The 17,204-nt window shown below is 65.3% G+C and carries 14 protein-coding genes and 1 pseudogene; 9 read left to right on the top strand and 6 right to left on the bottom strand.

The window, feature by feature from the left end; genetic code table 11:
* Positions 1 to 71 precede the first annotated feature (71 nt).
* Positions 72 to 1,517 carry a hypothetical protein gene (locus KFB96_RS14590; RefSeq protein ID WP_213457757.1) on the bottom strand — a complete coding sequence of 482 codons (1,446 nt, stop codon included), beginning with the start codon at positions 1,515 to 1,517 and terminating at the stop codon, positions 72 to 74.
* Between the two features lie 137 nt (positions 1,518 to 1,654).
* Between KFB96_RS14590 and KFB96_RS14585 the strand changes: the two genes are divergently transcribed.
* Complete coding sequence (locus tag KFB96_RS14585; protein WP_300970306.1) at positions 1,655 to 2,497, top strand: DUF4338 domain-containing protein; 843 nt, start codon at positions 1,655 to 1,657, stop codon at positions 2,495 to 2,497.
* Positions 2,494 to 3,690 carry an IS4 family transposase gene (locus KFB96_RS26840; RefSeq protein ID WP_213457758.1) on the top strand — a complete coding sequence of 399 codons (1,197 nt, stop codon included), beginning with the start codon at positions 2,494 to 2,496 and terminating at the stop codon, positions 3,688 to 3,690. The genes KFB96_RS14585 and KFB96_RS26840 overlap by 4 nt, the downstream gene beginning before the upstream one ends.
* A gap of 853 nt (positions 3,691 to 4,543) precedes the next feature.
* Here KFB96_RS26840 and KFB96_RS26835 read toward each other — a convergent pair.
* Positions 4,544 to 5,665, bottom strand: a pseudogene (locus KFB96_RS26835) (recombinase family protein); the annotation flags it as partial.
* A gap of 331 nt (positions 5,666 to 5,996) precedes the next feature.
* Between KFB96_RS26835 and KFB96_RS14575 the strand changes: the two are divergent.
* The gene (locus KFB96_RS14575; protein ID WP_300970304.1) at positions 5,997 to 6,308 is read left to right on the top strand and encodes an IS4 family transposase; all 312 of its coding nucleotides are present in this window, start codon (positions 5,997 to 5,999) and stop codon (positions 6,306 to 6,308) included.
* Positions 6,309 to 6,710: 402 nt separating this feature from the next.
* A complete protein-coding gene (locus KFB96_RS14570) occupies positions 6,711 to 7,184 on the top strand; it encodes a hypothetical protein (protein WP_213457759.1) in 474 nt (157 codons plus the stop codon).
* Between the two features lie 249 nt (positions 7,185 to 7,433).
* Here the strand turns inward: KFB96_RS14570 and KFB96_RS14565 are convergent, their stop codons facing one another.
* Both KFB96_RS14565 and KFB96_RS14560 read right to left on the bottom strand, forming a co-directional pair.
* Positions 7,434 to 8,132, bottom strand: a complete 699-nt coding sequence (locus KFB96_RS14565; RefSeq protein ID WP_213465085.1) for a response regulator transcription factor — start codon at positions 8,130 to 8,132, stop codon at positions 7,434 to 7,436.
* A gap of 626 nt (positions 8,133 to 8,758) precedes the next feature.
* The gene (locus tag KFB96_RS14560; protein ID WP_213457761.1) at positions 8,759 to 11,038 is read right to left on the bottom strand and encodes a primosomal protein N'; all 2,280 of its coding nucleotides are present in this window, start codon (positions 11,036 to 11,038) and stop codon (positions 8,759 to 8,761) included.
* Between the two features lie 157 nt (positions 11,039 to 11,195).
* Between KFB96_RS14560 and KFB96_RS14555 the strand changes: the two genes are divergently transcribed.
* The 4 genes from KFB96_RS14555 (at position 11,196) to KFB96_RS14540 (ending at position 13,848) form a co-directional block, all read left to right on the top strand.
* Positions 11,196 to 11,378, top strand: coding sequence for a hypothetical protein (locus tag KFB96_RS14555; RefSeq protein ID WP_213457762.1), 183 nt, complete (start codon positions 11,196 to 11,198; stop codon positions 11,376 to 11,378).
* A gap of 266 nt (positions 11,379 to 11,644) precedes the next feature.
* Positions 11,645 to 12,274: an HNH endonuclease gene (locus tag KFB96_RS14550; RefSeq protein ID WP_213457763.1), complete on the top strand. Its 630-nt coding sequence runs from the start codon at positions 11,645 to 11,647 to the stop codon at positions 12,272 to 12,274.
* 57 nt (positions 12,275 to 12,331) lie between these two features.
* Positions 12,332 to 13,207 carry a fructosamine kinase family protein gene (locus tag KFB96_RS14545; protein WP_213457764.1) on the top strand — a complete coding sequence of 292 codons (876 nt, stop codon included), beginning with the start codon at positions 12,332 to 12,334 and terminating at the stop codon, positions 13,205 to 13,207.
* Positions 13,208 to 13,332: 125 nt separating this feature from the next.
* Positions 13,333 to 13,848: a histidine phosphatase family protein gene (locus tag KFB96_RS14540; protein ID WP_213458225.1), complete on the top strand. Its 516-nt coding sequence runs from the start codon at positions 13,333 to 13,335 to the stop codon at positions 13,846 to 13,848.
* A 95-nt stretch (positions 13,849 to 13,943) separates the two neighbouring features.
* On the opposite strand, the gene KFB96_RS14535 is transcribed toward KFB96_RS14540, so the two are convergent.
* Positions 13,944 to 15,992 carry a translation factor GTPase family protein gene (locus KFB96_RS14535; RefSeq protein ID WP_213457765.1) on the bottom strand — a complete coding sequence of 683 codons (2,049 nt, stop codon included), beginning with the start codon at positions 15,990 to 15,992 and terminating at the stop codon, positions 13,944 to 13,946.
* 33 nt (positions 15,993 to 16,025) lie between these two features.
* On the opposite strand from KFB96_RS14535, the gene KFB96_RS14530 reads away from it, so the two are divergent.
* Positions 16,026 to 16,991 carry a L,D-transpeptidase family protein gene (locus tag KFB96_RS14530; RefSeq protein WP_213457766.1) on the top strand — a complete coding sequence of 322 codons (966 nt, stop codon included), beginning with the start codon at positions 16,026 to 16,028 and terminating at the stop codon, positions 16,989 to 16,991.
* Here the strand turns inward: KFB96_RS14530 and KFB96_RS14525 are convergent.
* The gene (locus KFB96_RS14525; protein WP_213457767.1) at positions 16,970 to 17,170 is read right to left on the bottom strand and encodes an alanine-zipper protein; all 201 of its coding nucleotides are present in this window, start codon (positions 17,168 to 17,170) and stop codon (positions 16,970 to 16,972) included. The two genes, KFB96_RS14530 and KFB96_RS14525, sit on opposite strands and share 22 nt — an antisense overlap.
* Between the last annotated feature and the right edge of the window lie 34 nt (positions 17,171 to 17,204).

Here is a 17,204-nt window from a genome sequence, read left to right as displayed (position 1 = left end):
CCTGCGAGGGCCGTCGTACCGGCCCAGCATTTGATGCTGGGCCGGTGCGCTCGGCTCGGCATCAGCCTGGCTTACTCACCTACCGTCACCGTGCTGCAGTCCTCTGCCGTCCCGCCCGCGTAGCTGCCGGACACGCACGCGGTGTTCTGGTAGGCCGATAACGTCTTGGCCCTGATGGTCACGTTGTCGACCTTGAACATCTCCTTCTCCTCGCCGTAGCCCGCCGCCACCCGGAAGCGCACCCGGGTGTTCGGGGAGATATCGCGGCCGATGTTGAATCTCTCAGTGCCGCTCTGACAACCGGCGATGCCGGTGAAGGCCTTCAGTACCCGGAAGGTTCCTCCTTCAGGTTTAACCTCGACGACCACCTTGTCGGCGGGGTCGATGCCGCACCAGGTTCGCCAGCTGAAGGTCAGCGTGGCGGACGTCGCGCCGCTGAGATTCGCCCCGCGGGCGGCGAACGGCTGGGTTCCCGTGTCCGGGTAGTCGTTTAGCCACAGCTCGCCCGTGTGAGCTACCAGCACATTACCCCCCAGCGGATCCTGGACGCCTTCGCCGGCCGGGTTCGCCTTGTCGTTCTCGTACCAACGGCCTTTCCACCTGGCGCTTCCGTTGTTGTTGTCGAAGCGCCGTTCAGTGAAAGTGTCCTTGAAGGTCATGACGCTGACGCTGTCTGCGGGGCGCGTCGTCGTGCAGGTATAGGTCGTGCTGTCCGCGGCAGGGAGGAAGCCGATGGTCTTGTTGCAGACCGGAGCTTGCGGATCGTCGACTTCCACGTCGGTCAGGTCGCAGGTCCCTGTGTTGGTGACCTTGATCTCGAAGGTTACGTCGCAGCCCGCGCAGCCGCCCGACTCGACTTTCTTCTCGATATCGACCGAGCCGGTGCAGCCAGGCGTTGGCGCCTTGCAGATCAGATCCACATCCGCGGATACCGTGGTGCTCTCAGCATCATCGGCGAAAGCGGTGGCCGTGATATTGAAAGGTCCGTCGGCCGGGCAGGTCAGGTTTGCCGTGAAGTTGCCGAGCGCATTGAGGGTATCCGCCGGATTGCCGTTCACTTCAACCTTATCGAGACCCGAAGGCGTCAAGCCGCCAAGGACCGCACTCAGGTCCGCGGGATCCAACACCTCGGTGCAGGTGCCACCTGTGGTATCAGCAATTATCCTAATGCCTGTCCCAACGGCGCATCCAGTTGCGCCGCTGCCAACAGAGAAGGTGTTGATCACGGTGCCGGCATCAGCCGCAGCCTGGAGGGGACTTCCTGGGCCGGTAGTATAGGAGCCAGCGCCGTCGGTGAGGAAAAAGGCGATGTTGGTCTCCCCGACGGGCTGCGATGCAAACGAGTTGTTGAGTGCAATAATCGCGTTATTGAAACTTGTGCCGGTGGAGACAAATTTTGATGTGAATAGGCGGGCTATGCCTTGATCAAGCGAACGCGCTACCTCTTCTAAATCCGGGATACCGTTCGATTGCAGGTCGGCACTGAGCGGGGTGGTAAAGGGCACATCGTTACCCACATCTCCGCTCCCCATGATCCGCTGCGGGGCGGGGGCTGGACACAGAACCGCTGAGCTGGTGAAATTGTCCCCTCGTCAACCGCAGGGGGCAAGGTACAGTGAGCGAGCAGAGGCCGGAGAAACTGTGTGGGCGGGCGTTGAGCGCAGCCGATCTGGAGGTGATCCGAGAGGAGATCGGCCGTGCCGAGCCGGCGAATCGTGCCGAGATTGCCCGGCGGGTGTGCCGGGCCCTGGAGTGGACGAACGCGCTGGGTGAGCCGAAGCTGATGAGCGCCCGGGTGGGGCTGTTGCGGCTGCACCGGGCGGGCCTGATCGAGTTGCCGGCACCGCGCTGGGGCAATGGCAATGGGCGCGCACTGACGCACGCGGCGGTGCTGTGGCCGCCTGAGCGTCCCCTGGACGGTCGGGTGGATGGGCTCTCGGGTGTGCGCCTGAGCGTGGTGCGCGAGAAGGCGGCTTCGCGGTTATGGAACGGCCTCATCGATCGCTACCACTACCTCGGCTACAGTCCGCTGCCGGGGGCGCAGATGCGCTACCTGATCGAATCGGATCAAGGTCTGCTCGGCGCCTTGGGCTTCGGGGCGGCGGCCTGGAAGGTCGGCGTGCGCGATGCCTGGATCGGCTGGGACCGGTTGCAGCGCGAAGCGCGCCTGGGCGCGGTGGTGAACAATGCCCGCTTTCTGCTGCTGCCGTGGATTCGCGTGCAGCACTTGGCCTCCAAGGTGTTGGGGCTCGCGGCACGGCGGGTGGGCAGCGATTTTGCCGAGCGCTACGGCGAGCGGCCGGTGCTGCTGGAGACCTTTGTGGAGTTGGCGCGCTACCGCGGAACCTGTTACGCGGCAGCCAATTGGCAGTACCTGGGCGAGACGCAAGGGCGGGGCAAGTGCGATGTCGCCCATCGCGCGACGTTGCCGCGCAAGGGCGTCTTCGTCTACCCGCTGCGCGCGGACTTCCGCCGCGCCTTGGGGGTGGCGGCATGAGCGCGCTGGTGGCGGAGTTGGCGGACATCGATCTGGGTGACGTGCGGCTGAATCGTCGCGCGCGGCGGGTGCTGCAACGCCTGGGTGAGAAACCGATGCTGAGTCTTCCGAGCGCGTGCGGTGGCTGGGGCGAGACCCGCGCGGCCTACCGGCTGTTTGATCATGCCGCGGTCAGCGCCGAGGCGGTGCTCGCTCCGCACATTGCCTGCACCGTCGAGCGGATGCGCGAGCACCCACGGGTGCTGTGTATCGAAGACACCTCGGAGCTCGACTACACCGGCAAGAACGATATCCAGGGCCCGGGGCCGCTCAACTATGAAACCCGCCGGGGGCTGTACCTGCATCCCACCCTGGCGGTCACCCCCGATCGGTTGGCGCTGGGCCTGCTCCATGCCCACACTTGGGTGCGTGAGCCCGGCAGCCTCGCCCAGCCCAAGGACGCCGCTCGCCCGATCGAAGAGAAGGAAAGCCTGCGCTGGATCGACGGCTTCGCGCGGGTGAACGAACTGGCCGAGCAACTGCCCGAGACGCGCCTGACCTATCTCGCCGATCGCGAGGCCGACATCTACGAGCTGTTCGTCGAGGCCCCGTGCCCGGACACCGGTGCCGACTGGCTGGTACGCGGCCAGCACGACCGCGTCCTCGGCAAGGACGCCGAGGGCAATCCCGAGACCTTACGCCAGCGTTTAGACCAGGCCCCGGTGCTCACCGAAACCTGCTTCGATCAACCCGGCGGCAACGGACGCACCGCCCGCACCGTCCACCAGCAGATCAAGGCCGTGCGCCTGAAGCTGCCGGCCCCGTATCGGCGCGATCGCAAGCTGGCCGAGATCGAGATCACCGCTATCCTCGCCACCGAGCTCCAACCGCCACCCGGTGAGGACCCCGTCGAATGGTTGCTGCTGACCAACCTGCCCGTGACCACGCCCGAGCAAGCGCTGGAGAAAATCAGTTGGTACCTGTGCCGATGGCAAATTGAGATTGACCAGACATGGTGCCTCCATAAATCACTCAGGCGGGGTCGACCGAGGGATCGTCGCTCCCGATGCGGACATGCCGTGCCCAGCGGCGGGGGACGCTGCGCAGGGCACGCAGGCGCTCGACCTCGGCGGCGTCGGCGCAAATCAACCATTGGCGCTGACCGCCCCGCTCGACCCGGCGGGCCTGCAGCACGCCTCTGCGCAGCCAGCTGAACAGGGTGACCGACGGCATCTCCAGTTCCAGCGCCAACTCGCGCAGGCTCCATTCGTCGGCCTGCCGATCGACCCAAGGCGCTTGTCGCCGTGTCGACGAACCCGCCGCGACACCCTGACGGGCGAGCAGCGTGGCGACCATCGCAGCGTTGAAGGTCTGCCGCCGTTTCGCCGGATGCCACTGCTCGGCATTGAGTTGCCGCGCGATCTGCGCACAGGTCTGCCCCTCTTGATGTAAGCATAGAACACGCGCCGCCAGTTCGGGATAGGTACTGAGCTGCTCCAGGCGCGCGACCGGGCGGGTCAGGCGTTCCCGGGTGTGGTGACCGCCGATCCAGTGCACCTCCACGGCGACCTGCTCGCTGTCGTCGACGACCGTGACGATGACCCGCTCCACGAGCAGTCGCACGATGGCTTGGCGCTCGTCGTTGCCGGTGGTCTCGGCGGTCCAGAGGGCGGGAAGATCGCCGGCGAGTTGGCGGATCCGCGTGCGCTCCTCGGCCGACAACGCGGTCGGCTCGCTCGCCATGCATCGCGCATACTCGGCCTCGAGCTGATCCTGCGCGGCCAGGGCGGCCTCCCAATCCTGTTCCAGGGTGCGCGCCACCAGCCGATTCTCCGGCTCGACCGCGCGATACTGCCGCTCGGCACGCGCGGCTTCGTAACGGGCGCGCTCCAGGCGCTGTAGCCAGTGGGCATTCCGGCGGTCGCGTTCGGCTTGCAGGTCGTCGGCGACCTGCAAGCTGATCTCCAACGCAGCCGGCTGCAGCGCCTCCAAGACCAACCGCCCGATCAGGGCATCCAGGGGCGCACCGGCGAGCGCTTGACACAGCGGCGCCCCGTAGTCGACCGCCTCGCGGCTGCAGACGTAGCGCAATCCGGATCCGCTGTTGGTGTACTGCGTGGCCATGGCGAGCCCGCAGCGACCGCAGATCAGGCGACCCGACAACAACGAGGGACCCGCACGGACCACGCCGCCGGCTTGGGCGGTATTGGCCGCGAGCTGCCGCAGATTGTGCTCGTATTGGTCCCGGGCGATATAGGCCGGCAGGTGATCTTTGATCAGCACCTCCCACTGCTGCGGCGGCGCGACCGTACGCCCGGTCGAGGGGCGTCCCGGCTGGCGACGGCGTGGATCCGTGGGGCGACGTCCGTAGACGTAGGCACCGGCGTAGATGGGGTTGTGCAGCAGGTTGCTCAGCGTCACGCGGTTGGGGCGACGCCAATCGAGCTCGCCGGTGCGCGGACCGCTGCGCACGCGATCGGGCAGTTGGATGTGATGGTCGACCAGATAACGCAGAACCCCGTTGATCGTGCCGCACCGTTGGAACTGCCGAAACACCGTCTCGATCACGCCCCGAACCTGCGCGTCCGGATCCTTGATCACCTCTCCGGATGGCGCGCGGACATAGCCGCGCGGCAGCAGCGAGTGCAGCTCTCCGCGGCGGGCCTTCGCGCGCTTGCCCTCGAGCATGCGCTGCTCGAGGATGTGCAGCTCCGCTTCCGACATCGTCCCCTTCAGTCCCAACAGCAACCGGTCGTTGTAGGTCTGCGGATCATAGATCCCGTCGGCATCCCCGATCAGGGTATTAAACAGTCCGCACACCTCCAGCAATTGATACCAGTCCCGCGAGCTGCGCGCCAAGCGCGAGATCTCGATGCCGAGGACGATGCCGACATGATCCAGACCGACTTCGGCCATCAGACGCTGAAAGCCGGGCCGACCCTCGGCGCTCGCCCCGGAACGGCCCAGGTCCTCATCGATCAGAAGGATCTGCGAGGGGGACCAGCCCAGCTCCACCGCCCGATCCACCAAGGCGTACTGCAGCCGGGTCGACTCCTGGTGGCGCTCCACTTGCTGCAGCGTGGATTGGCGCACGTAGACCACGGCTTGGCGCTGCAGATGCGAGGACTGGATCTTCCCGTACGTCGGGTTGGCCGGCGCACGGTACACGGGCGAGAGGACGGTGCTCATCGGCGTTCTCCTCTGCCGTCCCGACTGCGCTCAGCCGGTGTTCGACCAAGCGGCTCAGCAGGACAATCAGGCGCTCTCGCTGCCGCGGCGGCAGTGTGCTCCAGTGGATCGGAGCCTTGCGCGTCATGCCGGTGATCCAGCCATTTCGCAAGTTCCAACAACGCCCTACAATCCAGTATTGGCGACGTTTGGGGGGTTGTCAAAAACGCATCTACGGCGGTTTTCGTGATGGGGTATCGAGATTTTTTTCAGAATCCTCAAAAGCGGCTGTCGTATCGAAGAACTGCAGCTGGAGAAGCGCGAACGTCTCGAGCCGGCACTGGCGTTCTACATGATCATCGCCTGGCGCGTGCTGTTGCTCACCATGCTCGGACGCGACTGTCCCGAGATGCCTTGCGATGTCGTCTTCGATCAGGCCGAATGGCAGGCGGTCTACCTGGTGACCCAACGCAAGCCGCCACCCGAGACCCCGCCGTCGCTCGATCGGATGGTCCGCATGGTCGCCGGCCTCGGCGGGTTCCTCAACCGCAAGCGTGATGGCTTTCCCGGACCCCAGACGATCTGGATCGGACTGCAGCGGGCTGCCGATTTCGTGCTCGCTTTGGAAGCCCAGCGCACTGCCGACGGGGAGAGTTGTGGGTAACGATGTGGCCCGAGGGGGGGCTCGATGCGCGACAGCGCCCGATGCCGGAGGGCATCGCATTCGGGACCGATTGTCTCGGGCAGGCTCACCCGAGGAGCGCATTCAGCGCATTCACCGTCACGTCACTCCATCATGACGGGGGGTGCAGAACTTGATCGTTTCTCTCCCGCTCGGTACATGATTACAAGACCCCGTGTTTGCGAACGGCGGCTATCGGATCGAGCCCTATCTGATCCGACGCATCGAGAAGGCAGGCGGTGAGCCGGTCTTCGAAGCCGCGCCCCGGCGGGCCTGCGAGGGGTGCTGGTTTCGCGAGCCCGGGCGCTCGGCGGCGAACGATCCGGGGGGCCTGCCTCGGGCCGAGCGGCGCAGCGGGTGCTGCGTGCGCCGGAGGCCTATCAGATGCACGCCATGCTGCAGGATGTCGTGCGGGTCGGTACGGGCGCGCGCGCTCGTGAGCTGGGCCGCGATGACCTTGCCGGTAAGACGGGCACCAGCGACCAGGTGCGTGATTCCTGGTTTTGCGACTATCAGAAGGACCTTGCAACCGTTGCTTGGATGGGCTTCGACGATTTTTCGCCCTTGGGTTCCGGGGAGACCGGCGGGCAAGCCGCGATCGAGATGTGGATGGATTTTAAGGGGCACGTCTTGGCAGGACGTCCGGAGGCGATCCCGGACGTGCCGCCGGGCATGGTGCAGGTGAGGGTCGATCGGGCCAGCGGCGCGCTCGCATCATCGAGCGACAGCGACGTCGTGCTGGAGTGGCTGCATGACGATCAAATCGGCCTCCTCCCCGATGCCTCGCCTTGGGAGGGTGTCGAGATCGACGGGGTGAAGCGGATCGGGGTGCCTTCGGTGATCGAGCACGTCTACTAAACCGCGCTCGGTGCGGTATGCGTCATGTGTTGAAGTGGCTTGGCCGCGCCAGCTCCGACAGTCGTCGGAGCTGGCGCGGTTTAAAGTATTAAAAAGATTAACTTTTAGACCGCGCCTCACCGAGATCCATGACATCTCCAAAGCCAAACGCAACATGAAAATGACGCATTCCGCTCTGGACGCGGTTTAGTCGATGTTCCCGCCCGAGGCGCAGTCGCCCGGCGCCGTCGGTTCGGGCAAGCCGGTCGATCAGATCAACCCTTTGTCTCTGGCGAAATTGGTCAAGGCGACTCGGTTGCGGAGGCCGAGCTTGGTGTAGATCCGGTGCAGGTGAACCTTGACCGTCCCCTGCGCAATGTTGAGGCGAGCGGCGATCGCACAGGTGTCCAATCCGGCAGCCACCAGACGCGTGAGTTCGGTCTCTCGCGGGGTCAGGAGCGCGGCGCCCCCCGGCTGCCGACGTTCCCGCTTGAGCATCAAGTCGAATGCCAGACCGAAGGATATATTTTCACGCCATTGACCGCCGGCATGGACCTTTCGAAGGCACTGAACAAGCATTTCGGGCGGCATTTGTTTCAACACGACGCCCTGAACACCCAGGTGCATCACCTGGAGCAATTCGGTCTCTGTCAGGGATCGGGTAAAGATGATGGTCTTTATCGTGGGCCAGTCGCGTGCCAGGATCCGGAGGGCCGTCAACCCGGCGTTGTCCGGGAGCGATGGATCGAGGATCAGGATGTCCGGTTGGTTTTGGCGAACGGCTTCGAGACATTGAGTACCATCGGTGCAAGACGCCTGGATACTGATATCCGGCTCGTCGGCCAATAAGTGTTCGATGCCCAACAGGACGAGGGGTTGGTCGTCGAGGATGACGATCCGGATCCCGTGGGTTTCGGACCTGTCGGTCTCGGTCGTATTGGTCTGGTGCACGCCGGCATCTAGGGCCATCGCTAGCTTTCCCTTGGTTCCTTGTGCTCGGGATAGAGCTGTCCTACGCGATCGGTTCGAGGCGGTAATCGATGGTTTGGGCTGTGTTCTACGTCTTGTCGGTGTTCCGATGTTTGGCGGGTGTCGACGACGATATCCGTCCGATGAACACCCGATTGGTCTTTCGGATAATGTAATATTATTTCATTATCTTCGGGTCCGAACCGAGCGATGTCATGCAGGTTACCCAATAATATCTATTAAAGCAGTATTTAAGAAGATGTCGATAGGATCGACTTGATTCGAAGCATCTTCGTTGTGTTGACATTCGTACACGCGGAGGCATCGGCCGCCCCTTCAGGGCTTAACCTGATGAGGATCGTAATCCCGGGGCGTTGCCCCGGGCTCGCGTGGTGAGCCCCGTTGGGGCGGCCGGAAACCACTGGCATCGATTCATGGCCATGGCAAGCTCCGTCGATGGTGGATCCGGGAACAGTCTGCGGCGATCGGTGGCTCATTCCGTGAGCCTGGCGATCGAGGTTGACAGTGCTTTCGGCGCGACGCTCTGCAACATCGACTGCCCGAACAGGTATGGGCGAGTAAAGTCACCGCTACAGCGACACTCGGCAACAGCAACGACCCGAACATCAGTACATGTCCTGCGGATCCACGTCCAGCGACCAGCGCAGACCTTTGCTCCTGGGCAAGGCACGCAGGGCGAGGCTCCAGCCGGCGAGAAAGCGCTGGAGCCGCGGGCGTTGTGACGATTGGATCAAGAGCTGCGCGCGGTAGCGTCCGCCCCGGCGTTCCATCGGGGCAGGGACCGGGCCGTAGCACTGCACCCCGGTCTCGGCGAGCGGTTCGGCGCGGCCTTCGGCAGTGCACCCTTCGGCAATCAGGCGGGCCTGATTCAGGAAGTCCGTTGCGGTTTCGACGGCCGGGGCCTCGGCGCGCAGCAACGCGAGATGGCTGAACGGCGGCAGCTCGGCCTCGCGTCGCTCGGCAAGGGCCGTGGTCGCGAAGCCCCTGTAACCGTCGTGCAAGAGACTTTGGAGCAGCGGGTGCTCGGGGTGGCGGGTCTGGAGGACGACCCGTCCGGGGCGCTCGGCGCGTCCGGCGCGTCCGGTGACCTGCACAATCAGCTGCGCGGTGCGTTCCGGTGCGCGGAAGTCGCTTGCGTAGAGCGAGTGGTCGAGATCCAGGATCCCGACCAGGGTCACGCCGGGGAAGTCATGTCCTTTGGCCAGCATCTGCGTGCCGAGCAGGATCTGCACATCGCCGCGCCGGACCTCGTCGAGGAGGCGGGCCAGCTCGCCGCGACGTCGGGTGGTATCCCGGTCGAGCCGAGCGATGCCGACGCCCGGAAACAGGGGGCGCAGCTCTTCGTCGAGTCGCTCGGTGCCGCGTCCGAGCATGCGCAGGTCGGTCCCCTTGCAGTCCGGACAGACGTCGGGCAATGGCCGCGTCCAACCGCAGTGGTGACACCAGAGGCGTCGGCGGGCCAGGTGGAGCGTGAGTCGCGCGTCGCAATGCGGACAGTCGCCGACCCAACCGCAGGCGTGACAGGTGAGCACGGGGGCATAGCCGCGGCGGTTCAGGAAGAGGAGCACCTGATTGCCGGCGGCGATCTCGGTACGCATCTCCTCGCGCAGGACCGCGGAGAGCCCGGCTTGGAGCGGCTGATTGCGGATGTCCAGCAGCGAGGTTCGCGGCGTGCAGGCGGCACCCGCGCGCTGCGGCAGACGCAACCAGCCGTAGCGCTCGGTCTGCGCATTGTTGAGCGTTTCGAGCGACGGCGTCGCCGAGCCGAGAACGACCGGGCAACCGACCAGCTGGGCGCGTCGCACGGCGAGATCGCGCGCCGAGTAGCGGAAGCCCTCCTGCTGCTTGAGCGAGGCGTCGTGCTCCTCGTCCACCAGGATCAGGCCGAGCCGCGGCAGGGGCACGAATACCGCCGAGCGGGTCCCGAGCACGACGCCTGCACGCCCGGAGGCGGCGCGGTGCCAGGCCCTCTCGCGTTCTCCGGCGGCGAGCCCGGAGTGCAGCACGGCGGGCGGGTCGGGCAGTCGCGCGGTCAAGCGTTCGCGCAGCTGCGGGGTCAGGCCGATCTCGGGAACGATCAGGAGGGTTTGGGCGCCGCGGGCGGCGGCGGCCTCGATCAGACGGATATAGACCTCGGTCTTGCCGCTGCCGGTCACGCCGTCGAGCAGGAAGGGGCTGAACCCGCCGAGCGCGGCCGCGACCCGACGCAGCGCCTCGGCCTGATCGGCATTGAGCTCGGGACCGGGGGCGCGCTCGGCGCGGGGCGCGTGCGTGACGGGCCCCGCCGGCGCGAGGCGGCAGGTCTCCAGCAGGCCGCGTGCACGCAGGCTGCGCAGCGTCGCGGCGCAAGGGCCCAGGCATACGGTCAGATCGGCCACCGCGATCCCCTCGGGTACGGACCTGACGAGGGTCAAAAGCGCGCGCTGTTTCGGCGCCCGCCGCAGCGTCTCGAGGTCCAGGGTCCGACCGGTGGGTGTCGCCGAGACGCCCGGGACTTGCTCGTCCAGGATGGGTTTGGCCTGGCGCAGACGGGCGGGGAGTGCGCTGAAGAGGGCCTCGCCGATCGGCTGCCGGTAGTAGTCCGCCGCCCAGCGGATCAGGGTCAGGTCGGCCGTGCTCAAAACGGGGCCCGGGTCGAGGAGACGCTCGATCGGCTTCAGGCGCACGGGATCCTGATCGGAGGTGTCGCGCAGCTCGAGCAAAATGCCCACGCGCCGACCTTGTCCGAAGGGCACCAGCACACGCTGACCGGGCAACAGTGACGGCGTTGCCGAGCAGCCGTCCGATGCCGGAGCCGGCGGCAGATAATCGAAGGCATCCATCAGCGGCGCAGCGACGGCGACACGCAGGATCGAGCCGGGTGTTCCGAGTGGGGCAGACGGCACGTTGGTTGAGCGCTTTTTCCGAGTACGGGATTTTGGGGACGGGCGGCAGTCGTCGATTAGACGCGGGACGTCCTCGCTTGGCTAGGAAACACCGGCAATCACTTGTCGCGGAACATGAAACCCGAGCAACTCACAATTTCTGTGGATAAGTCTGGGGATGACTGGTGTAAAGCCGATGCGAGCAGGCGTGGTTGTTACGGTTTTGTTCGTTTGGAAACTTTTTGGCCAATTTTTAAACATGCTTTTAATCAATGTGTTGCGTATTGCCCCGGCGCTTCGTCCGGGGCGCTGCGAAGCGTCGCCGAGCGCCTTCGCGTGCATGCGCGGCGGCTGTGAATGATCAGTCGTTTAACCTAAACCGCGTCCAGAGCGACATGCGTCATTTTCGTTTTGCGTTTGGCTTTGGAGATGCCCTCGATCTCGGTGAGACGCGGTTTAGATCCGGCAGTTGAACCAACCGTCGGCGCACCTTGTGCTTCCTGGACATCGGCACATCCTTCGGAAACCGAATTTTTCGCAAATCGACTCAAAACGCGTGACGACGCCGGGTTGCGCGAGAGGGTCAACTGTGTATCATGCTCGCAAATTCCGAGCCGTAACGCCGCTATGTGGTCATTGACTCAACAGGTACTGCGAACGGATTTGGCGGGTATGCCGATGGAATGGGTGGACTACCGGGTTGCCGCCCGGCTGTATTTCCTCGGGCAGGTGGCCTATGCCTGCGGGGATGCCTTGTTCGAGCTGCGCGGCGGGATCAATTCGAGCACCCATCGACAGAGTCGCTTGGAGATCCACTCCATCATCGCGACCTACGGAACCCATCATGCCCTGAACAAGCTTCAGGACGATTATGCACCACCCCTGTCGAACCGCACCCTGTTTCACCGCGACGACCACATGTGCATGTATTGCGGCAGCCGCTTCTCGGGGCGTCATCTGTCGCGCGATCACGTGCGTCCAACCAGTCGCGGCGGCAAGGATGTCTGGAACAACGTCGTGACCGCCTGTCTGCGCTGCAACAACTTCAAGGCCGGGCGAACGCCCGAAGCGGCGGGCATGGAGTTGTTGGCCGTGCCTTTCACGCCGACGCACGCCGAGTACATCTTCCTGATGGGGCGCCACGTCCTGGCGGATCAGATGGCCTTCCTGCGCGCCCACTTTCCGCGCTCGAGCCCCTTGCATCGGCGTGCCGCTCGGGGTGTCGACGAGACCCCGGTGAATGAGCCCGGCGAGTGAGCCCGCAAAGTGATCGGCTTGCGTCATCCGGTGACCTGATCAGGGTGAGCAATCCCGGTGAATGATCGCGAAACGATCGCGCGCCATATCGCGAGTGCGACCGGCCGGCCTTTCCGGATCCAGCGAGAGCAATCGGTCGGAGGCGGGTGCATCAATCGCGCGGTCGTCCTCGCCGACGGTGCGCGGGCCTATTTCGTCAAGCTCAACAGCGCCGACCGGCTGGCGATGTTCGAGGCGGAGTCCGAGGGCCTCGCCGCCCTGCGCGCGGCGAATACGATCCGGGTTCCAGAGCCTATCTGCACCGGCATCGCGGGCACCCAGAGTTATCTGGCCATCGAGCATCTGGATCTCGCCGGGCGCTTGGACGGCGCGGAGGCGGGCCGCCGACTCGCTCAGCTGCATCGATGCACCGCGCCCGACTTTGGCTGGCATCGCGACAACACGATCGGGTCCACCCCCCAGTGCAATGCCCGCGCCTCCGACTGGGTCGATTTCTGGCGTGTCCATCGGCTCGGGTACCAGCTGGATCTGGCGGTCCGCAACGGCCACGGCCGGGCGCTGTCGGACTCCGGCGAGCGCTTGATGGCGGTCCTCGACGACCTGATCGGCCACCGTCCCGCGCCGTCTTTGCTGCACGGCGATCTCTGGGGCGGCAACATCGGCGCAACCCGCGAAGGCGAGCCGGTTATCTTCGATCCGGCTGTCTATTACGGCGATCGGGAGACGGATCTGGCCATGACCGAGCTTTTCGGCGGCTTCGGGTCCGACTTCTACGCGGCCTATCGGGACGCCTGGCCGCTGCCGCCCGAGTACGGCACGCGCAGGATCCTCTACAATCTCTACCATGTCTTGAATCACCTCAACCTCTTCGGCGGAGGCTATCTCGCACAGGCCAAAGGGATGATGGATCGGCTGCTGGCGGCGGTGCGTTAAGGGCTTGTGTGCGCGGCGCGGGGCATCCTCATTTCCTTGAAGATGACGGATATGTTAAAAAGCCCGGTACCGCGACCAAAGATTTGTCCGACATCTGCTTGAGTTACGCCGACCCCTTCTTCTCCATGCCCAGAGAGCTTCTCATCCTGCGACACGCCAAGTCCGATTGGGACTCGGTCGTCACGAGCGACTTCGACCGTCCTTTGGCCAAGCGTGGAAAGAGCGACGCACCCAAGGTCGGAGCCTGGCTCTATCGGGAGGGCTTGGTCCCGGATCTGGTCGTAAGCTCCCCGGCCGAGCGCGCCAAACAGACCGCGTCGAAGGCTTGCAAGTGTCTCGACATCAAGAAAAAACAGATCCTCTGGGATGCCGACATCTACGAGGCCGAGGTCCCGAAGCTCTTGTCCGTGCTCGGGCGCTGCTCCCCCGAGGCGGCGATCGTCCTGCTGGTCGGCCATAACCCGGGTCTCGAGGAGCTCCTCATGCATCTGGTCGGCGAGGACCTGGAGATCCCGGACGACGGCAAGCTCCTCCCCACCGCCACCGTCGCCCGACTGGAGATGCCGGACGATTGGAGCGCGCTGCCGTGCGGCAGTGCTCAGCTGATCTCCATCACCCGCCCGCGCAGCCTCAAAGTCTGACCCCGTCACGAGTTAAACCGCGCCCGAAGCGGTATGCAGTCTTATTGGATGGGCTCGGCCCCGGCAGACTTGACGGCCGTTGGAGTTGGCGCGGTTTAGACGTCGAACCGGTTGAACTCCATACTGAACTGCCCCCGCCCTTGGGTGAGGCTGCGCAGCGCCGTGGCATAGCCGAGCAGGGGTTCGAGGGCGGCCTCCGCGCGGATGGCGACGTCCTCGCCGACGGACTCGGTGCCCTGGATCAGGGCGCGTCGTGCCTGTAGATCGCCCAAGACCGTGCCGAGACTCGGCTCGGGGATGACGACCTCGACCCGCATGATCGGATGCATCGCCGCCGGCTCGGCGCGTTCGAGCGCTTGGCGCAGTGCCTTGGATGCCGCTGCGCCGAGCGCCTCGGGGGTCGAGGCCGCGCCGAAAAGCTCGACCTCGGCAATCCGCACCAGGATGTCCTGCACCTGGGCGGCGAGCAAGGGTCCGGCCGCCAGGGTCGATCGCAGCGACTGCTCGATCGCCTCGCGTTGCGCCGTGCTCGGCTCCGCCCCTTCGGGGATGACGCGCGCGGCCCATTCAACCCGCTCGCCGGCCCCTCGCGCGAGCGGCTCGATCGCGAGTGCGACGCGCGCCATGAGATCCTGCTGACGCGGATCGGGCGTCGGCGGCGGCGCGAAGAGGGCATCCGCCGATGCCGGCCGGCGGATGGTCTCGCGCACGGCGACGGCCGGTCGGCCGCTGCGGATCCGCACGCCGAACTCGCGCTGGATGCGCTCGAGCACGATCTGAAGGTGCAACTCCCCCATGCCGCGCAACAGTCGCTGGCCGGTCTCGGGGTCCTCCTCGACGCGCAGGGTCGGATCCTCCTGCTGCACCTTGTCCAAGACCTCGAGCAGCTTCTCTTCGTCCGTGCCGGCGGCGGGCTCGATTGCCAGCCCGAGCACCGGCGCGCGGGCCTCGATCCGTTCGAGGCTCAGCAGGTGGCCGGGGGCGCAGAGTGTATCGCCGGTCGAGGCGTGACGCAGTCCGGCCAGGAGGACGATCTCGCCGGCTTCGGCCCGATCGATGCGGGTCTTCTTGCCGGCATCCACGTCGAAGAGACGTGCGACCTGCTCGCGCCGAGCCCCGCCGCTCGGGGTCGGCACCTCCACCGCGTCGCCCGGCGCCAAGGTCCCGCGATAGATCCGCGCGAAGACATGACGGCGTCCGTCCCAGAGTTGGACCTTGAAGGCGAGGGCCGCCAGCGGACCCTCGGTGCCCATGGCGATCTCGACCTCGGTCCCGTCCGGCAGCACGGCATGTGCGGACGGTCGGTCGAGCGGGGCGGGCAGGAAATCGACCACCCCGTCGAGCAGCGGTTGAACCCCGAGATTGCGGAGCGCACTCCCGCCGTAGCAGGGGCAGAAGCGGCCCGCCAGCGTGCCGCGACGGATCGCGGCGCGCAGGGCCTCGGGCGGGGGCTCCTCGCCGGCCAAGACGCCATCGGCCAGGCCCTCGTCCATCTCCGCTGCGGCCAGATACAGAGACTCGCGCAGATCCGAGAGCGCCTCCCAGAGCGCGTCCGGGCACGGCTCGGTTGCGAGCGCATCCCCCTGCTCGCCGAGGAAACCAATTCGCCTTCGCTCGATCAAATCCACGACCGCGCCCTCTTCCGGGAGCGGAAAGGTGATGGCGACCGGCTCGATCTTCAGGCGTCGCCTGACCGCGTCGAGCGCCCGTCGGTAGTCCGCCCCGGGGCGATCCATCTTGTTGACGAAGAAGATGGCGGGCAGATTGAAGCGGGTGCGTTGACGCCAGACCGTCTCGGTCTGAGGCTCTACGCCCCGTACCCCGTCGAGCACCAGGATGCAGCCGTCGAGGACGCGCATGGCGCGCTCCACCTCGATCGTGAAGTCGACATGACCGGGTGTGTCGACGACCTGCAGCAGGTGCTCTCGCCAGGGGGCCTTCGTGACGGCGGCGGTGATGGTGATGCCGTGTTGCTGCTCCTCGGCCATGTAGTCCATGTGGGCAGCACCGTCATGGACCTCGCCGATCTTGTAGGAGGCGCCGGTGTAGAAGAGGATTCGCTCGGTCAGCGTGGTCTTGCCCGCATCGACGTGGGCGGCGACGCCGATGTTGCGGACGTGCGACAATCGCGACAATTTCTTCATCCGATTTCAACCGATACAGAAGCGAGAGAGTCTATGAGCGATTTTGATCTTGGCCGACGCAAAGGCGCGTGGATCGCCACCGCGGTCTGCGCATCCGTGTTGGGCGTCGGGGTCATCGACGGGGCCGGCGCCGAGACTTTCCGCATCGAGAACCCGAACGATTCGGTGGTGGGGGTTCCCTTCTACTTCAATGCGCGTGCCCAGGATACCTTGCTGGATATCGCGCGCCACAATGGACTGGGGTTCGACGACATGCGTCAAGCCAACCCCAAGGTGGATATCTGGATGCCCGGCGAGGGTACGCCCGTGATGGTTCCGGCCTTTTACGTGCTTCCGGATGCACCACGGACCGGCATCGTGGTCAATCGCGCCGAAAAGCGGCTCTACTACTTCCCGCCGAATGACCCCAACGAGGTGCGCATTTATGCCATCACCGTGGGCAAGGACGCGATGAGCACGCCGCTGGGCAGCTTTAAGGTGATCGAAAAGCGCGAGAAGCCGACCTGGACACCCGGCCCGATGACGCGCGCGAACCATGCCGCCCGCGGCCACATCCTGCCGCCGACGGTACCGCCGGGCCCCGACAATCCGCTGGGCGAGTATGCCATGCGGCTGAGCAATCCGGATTACCTGATCCACGGGACCAGCCAACCCTGGGGCCTCGGGATGGAAGTCAGCGGCGGATGCATCCGCATGTACCCCGAGGGTATCGAGGAATTATATGGTTTGACCGACATCACGACGCCGGTGAACATCATCGACCAACCCTACAAGGTCGGGTGGCGTGGCGACGAGCTTTACCTGGAGGTTCAAACCGGCGAGAAGAGCGTGCGACGGAGCGCGAGAGAGGTCATCCCTCAATGGGTGAAGGACACCGAAGGTGTGAAAATCGACTGGGAGGCGGTCGAGCGTGCGGTTAAAGAAGACACCGGCATCCCACAACTCGTGGGAAGCCGGCGCAGTCCCTCGGAAGGGTCTTACTTGCCCATGATCTTCTGATACATGCGGTCAAGACGCTCGGTGTTGGCGTTGCAGCAAGCCTGGGCACTGTTGGCAGTGTCCATGGCTTGCTGAGCCATGTCGCGAGCGGTCTGGTCGGTCGTCGTACAACCGCCCAGCAAGGAAACGCCGAGAACGGCAACAGCGGACAGGGAAGCGAGCTTGACAATCTTGGTCATCGTTTTAAATCTCCAAAGTTGGCCACTAGGCCCT

Source organism: Thiocapsa sp., assembly GCF_018399035.1.
Classification (GTDB): domain Bacteria; phylum Pseudomonadota; class Gammaproteobacteria; order Chromatiales; family Chromatiaceae; genus Thiocapsa.
The sequence above is the reverse complement of the archived record's forward strand: the minus strand, read 5'-3'. Positions and strand labels throughout refer to the sequence as shown.

Bases quoted from the DNA above. Each gene is read 5' to 3' on its own strand.
- KFB96_RS14570 (WP_213457759.1), top strand. From the start codon at position 6,711: ATGCACGCCATGCTGCAGGATGTCGTGCGGGTCGGTACGGGCGCGCGC.
- KFB96_RS14530 (WP_213457766.1), top strand. From the start codon at position 16,026: ATGAGCGATTTTGATCTTGGCCGACGCAAAGGCGCGTGGATCGCCACC.
- KFB96_RS26840 (WP_213457758.1), top strand. From the start codon at position 2,494: ATGAGCGCGCTGGTGGCGGAGTTGGCGGACATCGATCTGGGTGACGTG.
- KFB96_RS14565 (WP_213465085.1), bottom strand. From the start codon at position 8,132: ATGGCCCTAGATGCCGGCGTGCACCAGACCAATACGACCGAGACCGAC.
- KFB96_RS14555 (WP_213457762.1), top strand. From the start codon at position 11,196: ATGACTGGTGTAAAGCCGATGCGAGCAGGCGTGGTTGTTACGGTTTTG.
- KFB96_RS14575 (WP_300970304.1), top strand. From the start codon at position 5,997: ATGATCATCGCCTGGCGCGTGCTGTTGCTCACCATGCTCGGACGCGAC.
- KFB96_RS14525 (WP_213457767.1), bottom strand. From the start codon at position 17,170: ATGACCAAGATTGTCAAGCTCGCTTCCCTGTCCGCTGTTGCCGTTCTC.
- KFB96_RS14540 (WP_213458225.1), top strand. From the start codon at position 13,333: ATGCCCAGAGAGCTTCTCATCCTGCGACACGCCAAGTCCGATTGGGAC.
- KFB96_RS14535 (WP_213457765.1), bottom strand. From the start codon at position 15,992: ATGAAGAAATTGTCGCGATTGTCGCACGTCCGCAACATCGGCGTCGCC.
- KFB96_RS14550 (WP_213457763.1), top strand. From the start codon at position 11,645: ATGTGGTCATTGACTCAACAGGTACTGCGAACGGATTTGGCGGGTATG.